This window comes from Actinomycetospora sp. CA-101289, assembly GCF_050955895.1.
Lineage (GTDB): Bacteria > Actinomycetota > Actinomycetes > Mycobacteriales > Pseudonocardiaceae > Actinomycetospora.
Map to the genome: position 1 here is coordinate 5,755,358 of NZ_CP192093.1, position 12,648 is coordinate 5,768,005.

The window sequence follows — 12,648 nt, forward strand, 5'->3', positions numbered from 1 at the left end:
TCAAGGTGGGCCGAACGGGTCGAAATGTCGTACATCTACGCAGCGTCACCTGCGCCGGACGACTGAAGTTGCCCGCGAGGTGGCGAATGACCGTTACAGCGCGGGCTCCGGGGGCGACACTGGAGGCAGGACGGAGGTGGTGTGCGTGCGGCTGGCCGGGTTGCGCCCAGGGCGCGGGAGCACGGCGGTGGCGACCGCGCCACCGGAGCGCGACGCCACCCCCGACGCGCCGGTCGTCGCGAGCGCGGCGATCGAGACGTCCGTCACCTGCGGTTTCCCCACCTCGCCCATCATCGGCCTCGACGCCGTGCCCGTCGGTGCGCCCACGCCCGACGGCCGCGTCGACCAGGCCCGCGCCCACGAGGCCGCCGCCGAGGTCCTCGCCGACCGCGGCGACTGGCGCCGCGCGTACCAGCACCTCAAGGCCGCCGTGTCCCTCGTCCGGGACGAGCGGACGATCCCGGCCGATGTGCCCGATCAGTTACGCCTCGAGGTCGATCGTCTCCGCCGCGAGCGGGCCGAGGCGCGCGAGCAGAGCCGCCGTGACACCGTGACGGCCACGTGGAACCGGCGCTACCTCGACGAGCGGCTCAGCACGCTGCGTGGTGACGGGTCGGCCTCGGCCGCGCCGGTCTGCGTGGCCCTCGCCGACGTCGACCACTTCAAGGCCGTCAACGACACCCACGGGCACGTCCTGGGCGACGAGGTGCTGCGGCGCCTGGTCGACGTCATGAGCGAGGACCTGCCCGAGGACGGCTTCTGCGCCCGGTACGGCGGCGAGGAGTTCGCGCTCGTCCTGCCCGGGCTCGCCCCCGCCGAGGCGGTGCGCGTGTGCGAGGAGGCCCGGGCGCGGGTGGACGCCCACCCGTGGCACGAGGTCGCCGCCGACCTGCGCGTCACGGTCAGCGTGGGCGTCGCGTGCCTGGGAGACGCCACGCGTCCCGGCGCGCCGGGCCTCGACGCCGCCGACTCCCTGCTCTACGTCGCCAAGCGCGCCGGGCGCAACGCCGTCGCCTACCGGGACGGCGCCGACGGCACGGTCCGGCTCGCGGGGCCCGCCGCCCGCCGCCGGGGCATCGAGGCCGCGGCGCGGGGCGCGTTCCCCGTCTCCTGAGCCGGACCTGAACGATCGGGTCGCCGAACGGGTCCCGGGCGTCGCCCGGTCGGGTGGTGTCCGTTGTGTCCGGAGCCCCGCGTGGCGTAGTGGCCCCGGCGGTGAGAGGGCCGTCACGGGCCGTACGATCCGGCTGCTGACCTCCCCGGACCGCGCGCCCGCGGTTCGACGTCACGAGCCGCGAGGAGATCCGTGACCGACGACCGCGCCGGCGACCCGGCCCGGGGCTCCGGCCCCGGTGCCGACGGGGCCGACGCCGGTCGCGCGGACGGGTCCGCCCGCTCCGGGCCGCCCCCGTCGGTGCCGTTCCGGATCCCGGTCAACACCCCGGTCCGCGTGGGCCGGGCGCCCACGATGGTGCCGCTGACCCGCAAGCGGGGACCGCGCCTGGGCCTGCGCCCGCCCGGGGCCGCGCTCGTCACCGCGCCGACGCCGCTGGCCACGGAGGCCGACGGCGGGGTCCCGCCGCCGCCGTCGAAGCGCTCGCCCGTCGACGCCGTGACCCTGCCCGCGGGCCGGCACCCGGTGCTCCCGTCGGCGCCGCGCCCGGAGGAGCCGCCGACCGTCGTGACGGCGCACCCGGCGCGCGCGCCGCTGGTGCTGCGTCCGGCCGCGCCCCGCGTCCCTCCGCCGCCCGACGACGTCGAGGACGACCCGGAGCCCGAGGATCTCGACCAGCCGGCCGACGAGCAGCCCGACCAGGACGAGGCGCACGAGCCGCACGACCCCGAGCCGGGCGATCCCGTCGAGTCCCCGGCCGTCCGCCACGTCCGCGCCGCGTCGGCCGCGGCCGCCGCCCGCCCGGTCCTCGGGCCGCCGCCGGTCCCGCACGCGCCCGCCGAACCGCCGCCGGTCACGACGGCCGCGGCGACCACCACCGCCGGCGCGACGAGCGCCGCGACCACCGCGGCGCCCCGCCGCGCGACCGCGACGCGCGCCGACGCGACGGACTGGGCGGCGACGTCGGCGGTCCTCGCCTCGGCCGGCGCGCGGGTGACCCGGTGGCGGCGGGGCTGGACGTGGCCCCGAACCCTGCGGGTGTTCACCGCGACGTGCGCGGTGCTCGTCGTCGTGGTCTGCGGCCTGGCGTGGGGCGCCGCGTCGTGGGTCGAGGCGGCCGTGCGGCAGATCGGCGCGCTCGACCCCGACTCGTCCGCCATCCAGGACGCCGCGGCGCAGGTCGGCGACCAGAACTTCCTCGTCGTCGGCTCCGACAGCCGCGCCGGCGCCCCGCCGTCGGAGGACGCGGGCGACACCGCCGACGTCCCCGGCGCGCGCACCGACACGATCATGATCGTCCACGTGCCCGAGGACCGCTCCGCGGTGACCGTGGTGTCGTTCCCCCGCGACCTGGAGATCACCCGGCCCGCGTGCGAGCGCTGGGACCCGGTGAGCGGCGCGTACTCGCCGCAGATGCTGCCGCCCACGCCGCGGGTGAAGCTGAACTCCGCGTACGCCGCCGGCGGTCCGCGCTGCGTGACCCGCGCGGTGCAGGAGCTCTCCGGGCTGGCGGTCAACCGCTTCCTCGGCGTCGACTTCCAGGGCTTCGAGGGCATGGTCGACGCCGTGCGCGGGGTGCCGATCTGCGTGGAGCAGCCCGTGCGCGACTCGATCCTCGGACCGATCGTCCCGCAGGCCGGCCCGACCGTCCTCAACGGACGCCAGGCGCTCGACTTCGTCCGGGCGCGGCACGTCGAGGGCGACCCGTCCAGCGACTACGGCCGCATCCAGCGCCAGCAGCGGTTCCTCGGCGCGCTGCTGCGCTCGGTGCTCTCGGCCGGCACGCTGCTCGACCCGTCGCGGCTCGAGGGCCTGGTCACGGCGATCTCGCGGTCGACGTTCGGCGAGAACATCGGCTCCGACCAGCTGCTCGCGCTCTCGCAGTCCCTCGGCAGCCTCGACCCGCGCACCGTCAGCTTCGTGACCGTGCCGACCACCGGCGTCGCCAACGACCGGGGCAACGAGGTGCTCCGCCGTGGCGAGGAGCGCGCGCTGTTCTCCGCGCTCATCGACGACCGGCCGCTGCCCGGGGCCGGCGCGACCGCTCCGGCCGCGCCCGCCGCCCCGGCGCCGGCGCCCGCCCAGGTGCGGCTCGTCGACGCCCGCTCCCCCGCCGGGGAGGGCTCCGACGGGGGCTCCCGAGACGGCGAGGAGTCCTCGGACCGGTCGTCCGACGGCGGGAACGACGGCGGTGACGAGGACCGCGGCGACGACGCCGGCGACGGGGACGGGGACGACGGCGGGGACGAGGAGCGGCGCTTCGCCGCGCCCGCCCTGCCCCGCGCCGACCGTTCCGAGGGCCCGTCCGCGGACGCCGTCGCCGAGCGCCTGCGCTCCGCGGGGTTCACCGTGGTCAGCGAGGGCACCGCGGCGGGCGCGGGGCGCGGCACGACCATCCGCTACTCCCCCGACCAGGCCGCGGCCGCGTCGGCGCTGTCGACCACGGTCCCCGGGGCCGCGCTGGAGCCGATCGCCTCCGCGCCGGGGACGCTCGTGCTGACCCTGGGCGACGACTTCGACGGCAGCGTGCGCGCGGACTCCGCGCCGGCGGGCGCCGGGAGCAGCGCGCCGGTCAACCCGACCATCACCGCCGCCGACGCGTCCTGCACCTAGATCGACACCGAGATCGCGTTCATCCCCGGTTCACGCCGTGGTCGGGTCCCCGACCGGGCGACCACGTAGGTTCCGCCCTATGCGCACGGCCTATCACGAGAAGCTCGATGCCCTCAGTGGCGAGCTCGCCGACATGTCCCTGCTGGCCGGCGAAGCCATGAAGAAGGCGACCACGGCGCTGCTCGAGGGCGACCTCGACCTCGCCGAGGACGTCATCTCGTCCGACACGAAGATCGACGCCCTGCGCAGCCAGGCCGAGGAGCAGGCGTTCGGCCTGCTGGCCCTGCAGGCGCCCGTCGCCGGCGACCTCCGCTCCGTCATCGCCGCGATCCACTCCGCGGGCGACCTCGAGCGCATGGGCGACCTCGCCCTGCACGTCGCCAAGGCGGCCCGGCGCCGGCACCCGGTGAAGGTGCTGCCCGACGACGTCGCCCCCTACTTCGCCGAGATGGGCCGCGTCGCGCTCGACCTCGCGCAGGACGCGCGCCAGGTGATCCTCACCCGCGACATCGAGCTCGCCTTCACCATGGAGTCCGACGACGACGCCATGGACGACCTGCACCGCCACCTGTTCACGGTGCTGCTGAGCAAGGAGTGGCCCGGCGGCGTCGCCCCGGCCATCGACGTGACGCTGCTCGGGCGCTTCTACGAGCGCTTCGCCGACCACGCCGTCGCCGTCGCCCGCCGCGTGGTCTTCATGGTCACGGGCAAGATGCCGAACACGCCCGAGGCCTGAGCCTCCACGCACGCGAAAGAGCCCCTCCCGCAGCCTGCGGGAGGGGCTCTCGTGCGTTGGCGCGACTAACCGAAGCGGCCCGAGATGTAGTCCTCGGTGGCCTGCTCCTTGGGGTTCGAGAAGATCGTCGAGGTGTCGTCGATCTCCACGAGCTTGCCCGGCTTGCCGGTGGCCTCGAGGTTGAAGAACGCCGTCTGGTCGCTCACCCGTGCCGCCTGCTGCATGTTGTGGGTGACGATGACGATCGTGTAGTCCTTCTTGAGGTCGTCGATCAGGTCCTCGATCGCCAGCGTCGAGATCGGGTCGAGCGCCGAGCAGGGCTCGTCCATGAGCAGAACGTCGGGCTGCACGGCGATCGCGCGGGCGATGCACAGACGCTGCTGCTGACCGCCGGAGAGGCCGCCGCCGGGCTTGTCGAGCCGGTCCTTGACCTCCTTCCAGAGGTTGGCGCCGCGCAGGGACGCCTCGCAGACCTCGTCGAGCTTCTTCTTGTCCCGCACGCCGGCGAGCTTGAGCCCGGCCACGACGTTGTCGCGGATCGACATCGTCGGGAACGGGTTCGGGCGCTGGAACACCATGCCGATCGTCTTGCGCACCGACACGGCGTCCGAGCCGCGCGCGTAGATGTCCTCGCCGTCGAGGAGCACCTCGCCGTCCACCCGGGCGCCCGGGATCTCCTCGTGCATGCGGTTGAGCGTGCGCAGCACCGTCGACTTGCCGCAGCCCGACGGGCCGATGAACGAGGTGACGCTGCGCGGCGACACCGAGAGGTTGACGTCCTGCACGGCGTGGAAGTCGCCGTAGAAGATGTCGACGGCCTTCAGGTCCAGTCGCTTGGCCACGGGGATTCCCTCTACTTCGAGATGGCGGAGAAGCGCGAGACGACGCTCGCCCCGAGCTGCAGGATCATGATGATGAGGATGAGCGTCAGGGCCGCGCCCCAGATGCGGAACTGGCCCGAGGGCTCCGGGTTCGACAGTTCCGAGAACATCAACAGGGGCAGCGAGGCCATGTTCCCGGAGAACGGGTCGAAGTTGATGGACTGCGAGTAGCCGACCAGCACGAGCACCGGTGCCGTCTCGCCCATGACGCGGGCCAGCGCCAGCATCACGCCGGTCACCGTGCCCGACAGGGCGGTGGGCAGGACGATCCGCAGGATCGTCTTCCACTTCGGGATGCCGAGCGCGTAGGCCGCCTCGCGGAGCTCGTCGGGCACCAGCCGCAGCATCTCCTCGGTGTTGCGGATGACCACCGGGAGCATGAGCAGCACCAGGGCCAGCGACACCATGAAGGCGCTCTGGGTGCCGCCGAGGATCGAGATGAAGGCCGCGAAGACGAACAGCGCGGCGACGATCGACGGCACGCCGGCGAGGATGTCGACCATGAAGCTCGTGGTGGTGGCGAGGCGCCCGCGGCCGTACTCGACGAGGTAGACCGCGGCGAGGATGCCGATCGGGACGGCGATCACCGCGGCGAGCAGCGCCTGGATCAGCGTGCCGTAGATCGCGTGGTAGACGCCGCCGGCGAACGACTCGGGCAGGACGCCCGAGAGCGACTTGCCCCACCAGTCCGAGGACAGGATCGCGCCGATCCCGCGGCCCACCACGGTGACCAGCACCCACACCAGGGGCACCAGGGCGATGACGAACGCCAGCACCACCAGCACGGTGGCGAGGCCGTCCTTGACCTTGCGGCCGGTGCTGAGGGGCTGGAACGTCGGGCCGTTGGCCGGACGGTCGGGGGCGTCGAGCCCCGTCGTCGTGCTCATCAGCCGTTCACCTTCCCGCCGGCGACCACGCGGGCGATCGCGTTGACCACGAAGGTCAGGACGAACAGGACCAGGCCGGCCGCGATGTAGGCGCCGGTCGGCAGCGGCTGGCTGAACTCCGAGGCCGCCGACGCGATGAGCGAGGCGAACGTGTAGCCGCCGTCGAAGAGGCTGAAGCCCGACGGCGTGGTCGCCGCCCGGATGACGATGAGGACCGCGATCGTCTCGCCGAGCGCCCGGCCGAGGCCGAGCATCGAGCCGGCGATGTAGCCGCTGCGCCCGTAGGGCAGCACGGCCATGCGGATGACCTCCCAGCGCGTGGCGCCGAGCGCCTGCGCCGCCTCGATGTGGAAGCGCGGGGTCTGGGAGAAGACCTCGCGGGTCACGGCGGTGATGATCGGCAGGATCATCACCGCGAGGACGACGCCGCCGGTGAAGATCGTGCCGGTGAGCACCGGCAGGTTCCCCGGCGCGAACAGGAAGATCCAGCCGAGGTTGCCCTGCAGCCACGTCGCGATCGGCAGCAGCGCCGGCGCGAGCACCGCGATGCCCCAGAGGCCGTAGATGATCGACGGCACGGCGGCCAGCAGGTCGATCACGTAGGCGAACGGCCGCGCCACCCGCTTCGGCGCGTACTGGGTGAGGAACAGCGCGATGCCCAGCGAGATCGGCATCGCGATGGCCAGCGCGAACAGCGAGGACAGCACCGTGACCACGAGCAGGTCGCGGATGCCGAACATCAGGTTCGCCGCGTCGCGGGTGTTGAACACCGGCGACGTGAAGAAGTTCGCGTTGTTGGCCAGCAGCGAGGGCACCGCCTGCACGAGCAGGAAGAGCCCGATCGCCGCGACGGCCACGACGACGAGGAGGCCGGACCCGGAGGTCAGCCCCCGGAAGACGCGTTCGCCGCGTCCCCCGGACGAGGACCCGCGGGTCCTCCCGCCGGGAGCGGGTTCGGAGTCGGTCACGGTGTTCAGGGTGGCCGACCCGGCCCCGGGTTCCTCGTCACGAGGACCCTCGGGTGGGGCCTGCTCCGTGGTGCGTTCGGTCACAACGGGTTCCGTCCGCCTCGTCGTCGATCGGTGGGCCGCCGCTGCTTACTGGATGGCGTTCACCGCGGTGGTCAGGCGCTGCTTGAACTGCTCGGGCAGCGGCACGTAGCCCGCGTCCGGCAGGGCCTGCTGCGCGCCCGGGGAGAGCGCGGTCTGCAGGAAGGCCCGCACGGCGCCGGCCGTCGCGTCGTCGGCGTAGTTCGAGCAGACGATCTCGTAGGTCGCCAGCGCGATCGGGTACGCGCCCGGGGTGCGGGTCTGGTACAGGCTGTCCAGGTTGAGCTTCAGGTCGTTGCCCTGGCCCGTGACCTGCACGTTGTTGACCGCGGTGGCCACCGACTCGGTGGACAGCGGCACGGCCTGCCCGCCGCCGGCGTTGATGATCTGGGCGACGCCCAGGCCGCCGCGCTGCGCGAACGACGACTCGACGTAGGTCACCGAGTTCGGGGTGTTCTTGGTGGCGTCCGCGACGCCCTGGCTGCCGCGGGCACCGGCGCCGACGCCGCCGTTGAACGTCTGGGCGGCCGGCTTGCCGTACGCGCCGTTCGAGGCGGCGACCAGGTACTTCTGGAAGTTCTCGGTGGTGCCCGACTCGTCGGAGCGGAAGTTCACGACGATCGGCGCGGCCGGCAGCTGCTTGCCCGGGTTGAGGGCGGCGATGGCCGGGTCGTTCCAGGTGGCGACCTGGCCGTTGAACACGCGGGCCGCGGTCGGGCCGTCGAGCACCAGGTCGGTGACGCCGGGGAGGTTGTAGGCGATCGCGACCGGGCCGAAGACCAGCGGGAGGTTCCAGGCCGGCGAGGCGCAGCGCGCCTGGGCGCGGGTGGCCTCGTCGCCGTCCTTGAGCGCGGAGTCCGAGCCGGCGAAGTCGGTCTGGCCCCCGAGGAACTCGTTGCGCCCGGCGCCCGAGCCGCTCGGGGTGTAGTTCAGCGTCTGCCCCTGGCAGGTCTGCTGGTAGGTCGCGACGAATCGCGTCATGGCGTTGTTCTGGGCGGACGAGCCGCTGGAGCGCAGGTCGGGCTTGCCGCCGCAGGTGACGCCCGGGGCCGCGGAGACCCCGCCGCCACCGGCGTTCTCGTCACTGCCGCACGCGCTGAGCAGGAGCGCCGAGGCCGCGATCAGACCGATCGCCGCCGCGCGCCGCTGATACCTCACAGAGAGTCCTCCGAGTCCGTCGGCCCACCGCCACGGGGGCACGCTGCGGCGCGGGGATCGCGCCACGGTTCGGAGGCTAGGCAGGCAGGGTGGACGGTCGGAGCTGGAAGGGTGAACGCGGGATGAACGGGTCCCGTGGCGTACAACTCACCGGGTGACCGGCGGCAACACCGGTCACGCGGAGCGATCAGCGCTGGTAGGAGACGTCCACCGCGTCGCGCTCGAAGCCGAGCCGGCGGTACGTAGCGATCGCGGCGGCGTTGTCGCCCTCCACGTAGAGGATCGTCGTGCGCAGCCCGCGGTCGGCGAGGTGGTGCAGCCCCGCCAGCGTCAGCGCCCGTCCCAGCCCGCGGCCCTGGGCGTCCGGGTCGACGCCCACGACGTAGACCTCGCCGACGGGTTCGGGCGCGCCCGCGGTCGCGGCGTGGACCTTGGTGAAGTGGAAGCCGAGCAGCTCCTCGCTCGCGGTGTCCCACGCCAGCAGGACCCCGTCGGCGTCGAACCAGGACTCGGCCTCGATCTCGGCGACGTCGGCGCGGGTCCAGCCGCTCTGCTCGGGGTGCCAGGCGAAGGCGCGGTTGTTCACGGCGATCACCGCGTCCTCGTCGCGGCCGACGCGCAGCGGGCGGATCGCGACCCCGTCGGGGACGGCGAGCGCGGGCAGGGGCGTCGCCTCGTGGCCGGGCGCGGGCCGGCGCATCCGCCACAGCTCGCGGGCACGCCGCCAGCCGATGCGCGCGGCCAGCGGCGCGGCGCCCGGGTGGTCGCCGTGCGCCCAGAACCGCGCTCCCGGCGCGGCCTCGAGGACGGCGTCGACGAGCAGCGCGCCGACCCCGTGGCGGCGGCGATCGGGGTGGACGGCGAGCTCGGCGACGGGGTCGTCGCGGTGCTCGCCGTCCAAGAGGGCGTGGCCGACGAGGTCGTCACCGTCGTGGACCAGCAGGTGGCGGGTGCTCGGCCGGCCGCCGCCGACCCCGAGCGCGGCGAGGTCGCGGCGGGCCGGCTCGGCGTACGCGTCGACCCCGTCCGCCGCGGCGACGGCGGCCGCGAGGGCCCGGACCTGCTCGGCGTCGCCGGCCGTGGCCGTCGACACCCACCGCTGCGTGAGCACGGCGGGACCGTAGCGCTCCCGCGCGGGACCGGTCAGCTGCCGCGGGCCCAGGCGGTCGGGCGCACCACCCGCGCGTCGTCCCACGACGCCCCGGTCCGCGGGAGCCGCGGCGCCGGCGGGGGTGTCGGGGGCCGTGCCGGGGCGTCCTCCTCGTCGACCTCGGCGCGTCCCTCGGGCGATCCGGCGCCGACGGAGCCCGCCGTGCCGAGCACGCCGCGCACCGGGCGGACGAACTTGTAGCCCACGTTGCGCACGGTGCCGATGAGCTGCTCGTGCTCCGACCCGAGCTTGGCGCGCAGCCGCCGGACATGGACGTCCACGGTGCGGGTGCCGCCGAAGAAGTCGTAGCCCCAGACCTCCTGGAGGAGCTGGGCCCGGGTGAACACGCGCCCGGCGTGCTGGGCGAGGTACTTGAGGAGCTCGAACTCCTTGTAGGTGAGATCGAGCGGGCGCCCGCGCAGGCGGGCGGTGTAGGTGGCCTCGTCGATGACGAGCTCGCCCAGCACCAGCGCGCCCTCGGCCCCGGCGCCGTCGGGGGCGCGGCGGGCCTTGAGCAGGCGCAGCCGGGCGTCCACCTCGGCCGGGCCCGCGCCGGGCAGCAGGACCTCGTCGACGCCCCACTCGAGGGACACGGCGACGAGGCCGCCCTCGGTCAGGACGGCGATCACCGGCACGTCGAGCCCGGTGGAGCCCAGCAGGCGGCACAGGCTGCGGGCGGCGGCGAGGTCGTGACGGGCGTCGACCAGCACGGCGTCGTGCGGACCGGCATCGAGCAGGGCCGCGACCTCGGGGGCCGCGGTCCGGAGTCCGTGGGGTAGCAGGGCCAGCGACGGCAACACTGACGTCGGCTCGGGGTCGGCGGTGAGCAGCAACAGCTCCACGCGTGTCTCCCTCCGCGATCGTGAGGGGGACGATAGACCAGTTCACCGCGCCGTCACCCGCCCGCGCGTTCCACGTCACGTCGCCCGCGCCACGCCTCCCGCCGGCGCACCGGCCGGTCACGAGCGCCCCACACCCCCCGGCTACGCTGCGGGAACGCTCTCGGCCGGGCGGCGGTGCCCGCGCTGGCGGGGGTGCTGACGGTCGACCGGGCGGGGGGATGCGGGTGTCGGGCGGGGTGCTCCTGGTCGCGGTGGTGGCCCTCGCCGTGGTGCTCCTGGTCGGGCTCGCGCTGGCCGTGCTCCGGCTCCGGCGGCTGCGCGCCGCCCCGGACGACACCCCCGACGCCTCCGGAGCCTCCGACCTGCCCGTCCACGACCCGGGCCCCGAGGGCACGCGGCGCGACCTGCGCGCGGTCGGCTCGCAGCGTCCCGGCCCGCCGGTCAGCGGCGTGCTGCCCCGCGACCTCGCCGCCCCGCCCGGCGGCCTCGCGCTGCTGCAGCTCTCGTCGCAGTTCTGCGCCGAGTGCCGGGCGTCGCGCTCGGTGCTCACCGACGTCGCGTCCGAGCACCCGGGGGTCACGGTGCGCGAGGTCGACGTGGCCGTGCGCCCCGAGCTGGTGCGGCTCCTGGGCATCCGCCGCACCCCGACGACGCTCGTCGTCGACCCCGCCGGGGTCGAGCTGGCCCGCACCGTCGGCGTCCCGCGGCGCAGCGACCTGCTCGGTCTCCTGGCGCCGTTGCGCCGGACGGGCTGACCCCGGGCGACGGACGGATGACATCACCCTCGGACGGGGGCGCTTCGTTCGGTAGCGTGAGGCCCGTGGACGGCGGGCTCACCCAGCGACGTGCGGTGGACCTGTGCCGCGTCGACTCCAGCCTCTGTCGCTGATCCGGCCTTCCCGGCCCTCTCGACGCGGCGCCTACCGCCCACCTGCACCCCGCTCCAGGTCGACCGCGGGTCGGGCCGCGTGTGTCGCCGCCCCCGTCCGAACCACGAGAAACCGAACCGAGGAGCACCACACATGAGTCGCCAGGACGCCCTGGTCAGTGCCGACTGGGCCGAGCAGAACCTCGACGCCCAGAACACCGTCTTCGTCGAGGTCGACGAGGACACCACCGCCTACGACGGCGGCCACATCCCCGGTGCGGTGAAGCTGGACTGGAAGACCGAGCTGCAGGACCCGGTGCGCCGCGACTTCGTCGACAAGGCGGGCTTCGAGAAGCTGCTGTCGTCGAAGGGCATCGGCAACGACGACACCGTCATCCTCTACGGCGGCAACAACAACTGGTTCGCCGCGTACGCGTACTGGTACTTCAAGCTCTACGGCCACGACGCGGTCAAGCTGCTCGACGGCGGCCGCAAGAAGTGGGAGCTCGACGGGCGCAAGCTCGACACCGAGGTCCCGCAGCGCCAGCAGACGCAGTACACGGCCAAGGAGCAGGACACCGGGATCCGCGCGTTCCGCGACGAGGTCGTCAACGCGATCGGCACCAAGAACCTGGTCGACGTCCGCTCGCCCGACGAGTTCTCCGGCAAGCTCCTCGCGCCGGCGCACCTCCCGCAGGAGCAGGCGCAGCGGGGCGGCCACATCCCCTCGGCGCTCAACGTGCCGTGGTCGAAGGCCGCCAACGAGGACGGCACGTTCAAGTCGGACGACGAGCTGCGCAAGCTCTACGAGGAGCAGGGCCTCGACTCGTCGCGCCCGACCATCGCCTACTGCCGCATCGGCGAGCGCAGCTCGCACACCTGGTTCGCGCTGCACGAGCTGCTGGGCGAGCAGGACGTCAAGAACTACGACGGCAGCTGGACCGAGTACGGCTCGCTCATCGGCGTGCCGATCGAGACCGGGCCGGCTCAGAGTGGCAGTGGGAACTCCTGATGTGCGGCGCGCCTGAGCAGACCGCCGAGCTGCCGGCCGGCACCGACCTGTCCAAGGAGTCGGTGCTCGTCGGCAAGGTGACCGCGTCCGGCTCCCCCATCGGCGGGGCCTACGTGCGGCTCCTGGACGCCACGGGCGAGTTCACCGCCGAGGTCGTGTCCTCGGCGTCCGGTGACTACCGCTTCTTCGCCCGCCCCGGCACCTGGACCGTCCGCGCGCTCTCGCGCTCGGGCAACGGCCAGACCGAGGTCACCGTCGGCGGCCCGGGACTGTTCACCACCGAGGTGTCCGTGGGCTGAGTGTCAGCGGAGCGGCTCCGCTGACGTTCAGTGTCCGCA

12 protein-coding genes are annotated in these 12,648 nt (G+C 74.1%); 6 read left to right on the forward strand and 6 right to left on the reverse strand.

Annotation, left to right across the window (positions count from 1 at the left end; translation table 11 throughout):
- Positions 1-187 precede the first annotated feature (187 nt).
- The 3 genes from ACQPX6_RS28660 (at position 188) to phoU (ending at position 4,463) form a co-directional block, all read left to right on the forward strand.
- Entirely contained in the window at positions 188-1,114 is a 927-nt protein-coding gene (locus ACQPX6_RS28660) for a GGDEF domain-containing protein (protein ID WP_433784168.1), read from the forward strand.
- A gap of 192 nt (positions 1,115-1,306) precedes the next feature.
- A complete protein-coding gene (locus ACQPX6_RS28665) occupies positions 1,307-3,727 on the forward strand; it encodes an LCP family protein (RefSeq protein ID WP_433784169.1) in 2,421 nt (806 codons plus the stop codon).
- 79 nt (positions 3,728-3,806) lie between these two features.
- Positions 3,807-4,463 carry a phosphate signaling complex protein PhoU gene (phoU, locus tag ACQPX6_RS28670; RefSeq protein ID WP_433784170.1) on the forward strand — a complete coding sequence of 219 codons (657 nt, stop codon included), beginning with the start codon at positions 3,807-3,809 and terminating at the stop codon, positions 4,461-4,463.
- Between the two features lie 65 nt (positions 4,464-4,528).
- Here the strand turns inward: phoU and pstB are convergent, their stop codons facing one another.
- The 6 genes from pstB to ACQPX6_RS28700 form a co-directional block, all read right to left on the reverse strand.
- Positions 4,529-5,305: a phosphate ABC transporter ATP-binding protein PstB gene (gene pstB / locus ACQPX6_RS28675; RefSeq protein ID WP_433784171.1), complete on the reverse strand. Its 777-nt coding sequence runs from the start codon at positions 5,303-5,305 to the stop codon at positions 4,529-4,531.
- A gap of 11 nt (positions 5,306-5,316) precedes the next feature.
- Positions 5,317-6,231, reverse strand: coding sequence for a phosphate ABC transporter permease PstA (gene pstA, locus ACQPX6_RS28680; RefSeq protein WP_433784172.1), 915 nt, complete (start codon positions 6,229-6,231; stop codon positions 5,317-5,319).
- The gene (gene pstC / locus ACQPX6_RS28685) at positions 6,231-7,199 is read right to left on the reverse strand and encodes a phosphate ABC transporter permease subunit PstC (protein WP_433784173.1); all 969 of its coding nucleotides are present in this window, start codon (positions 7,197-7,199) and stop codon (positions 6,231-6,233) included. Before pstC ends, pstA begins: the two co-directional genes overlap by 1 nt.
- 129 nt (positions 7,200-7,328) lie before the next feature.
- A complete protein-coding gene (gene pstS, locus ACQPX6_RS28690; protein WP_433784174.1) occupies positions 7,329-8,438 on the reverse strand; it encodes a phosphate ABC transporter substrate-binding protein PstS in 1,110 nt (369 codons plus the stop codon).
- A 187-nt stretch (positions 8,439-8,625) separates the two neighbouring features.
- Positions 8,626-9,549: a mycothiol synthase gene (gene mshD, locus ACQPX6_RS28695; protein ID WP_433784175.1), complete on the reverse strand. Its 924-nt coding sequence runs from the start codon at positions 9,547-9,549 to the stop codon at positions 8,626-8,628.
- Between the two features lie 32 nt (positions 9,550-9,581).
- A complete protein-coding gene (locus ACQPX6_RS28700) occupies positions 9,582-10,430 on the reverse strand; it encodes a winged helix-turn-helix transcriptional regulator (protein ID WP_433784176.1) in 849 nt (282 codons plus the stop codon).
- A 224-nt stretch (positions 10,431-10,654) separates the two neighbouring features.
- On the opposite strand from ACQPX6_RS28700, the gene ACQPX6_RS28705 reads away from it, so the two are divergent.
- From ACQPX6_RS28705 to ACQPX6_RS28715, 3 genes are all read left to right on the forward strand, one after another.
- On the forward strand, positions 10,655-11,185 hold the full coding sequence (locus ACQPX6_RS28705; protein ID WP_433784177.1) for a TlpA family protein disulfide reductase: 531 nt from the start codon (positions 10,655-10,657) through the stop codon (positions 11,183-11,185).
- A 267-nt stretch (positions 11,186-11,452) separates the two neighbouring features.
- Positions 11,453-12,310, forward strand: coding sequence for a sulfurtransferase (locus ACQPX6_RS28710; protein WP_433784178.1), 858 nt, complete (start codon positions 11,453-11,455; stop codon positions 12,308-12,310).
- Positions 12,310-12,609 carry a DUF1416 domain-containing protein gene (locus ACQPX6_RS28715; protein WP_433784179.1) on the forward strand — a complete coding sequence of 100 codons (300 nt, stop codon included), beginning with the start codon at positions 12,310-12,312 and terminating at the stop codon, positions 12,607-12,609. Before ACQPX6_RS28710 ends, ACQPX6_RS28715 begins: the two co-directional genes overlap by 1 nt.
- Positions 12,610-12,648: the final 39 nt, after the last annotated feature.

What these genes read in the sequence shown, in the direction of transcription:
- phoU (WP_433784170.1), top strand. Translation starts at nt 3,807, where the DNA reads ATGCGCACGGCCTATCACGAGAAGCTCGATGCCCTCAGTGGCGAGCTC.
- pstA (WP_433784172.1), bottom strand. Translation starts at nt 6,231, where the DNA reads ATGAGCACGACGACGGGGCTCGACGCCCCCGACCGTCCGGCCAACGGC.
- ACQPX6_RS28710 (WP_433784178.1), top strand. Translation starts at nt 11,453, where the DNA reads ATGAGTCGCCAGGACGCCCTGGTCAGTGCCGACTGGGCCGAGCAGAAC.
- ACQPX6_RS28715 (WP_433784179.1), top strand. Translation starts at nt 12,310, where the DNA reads ATGTGCGGCGCGCCTGAGCAGACCGCCGAGCTGCCGGCCGGCACCGAC.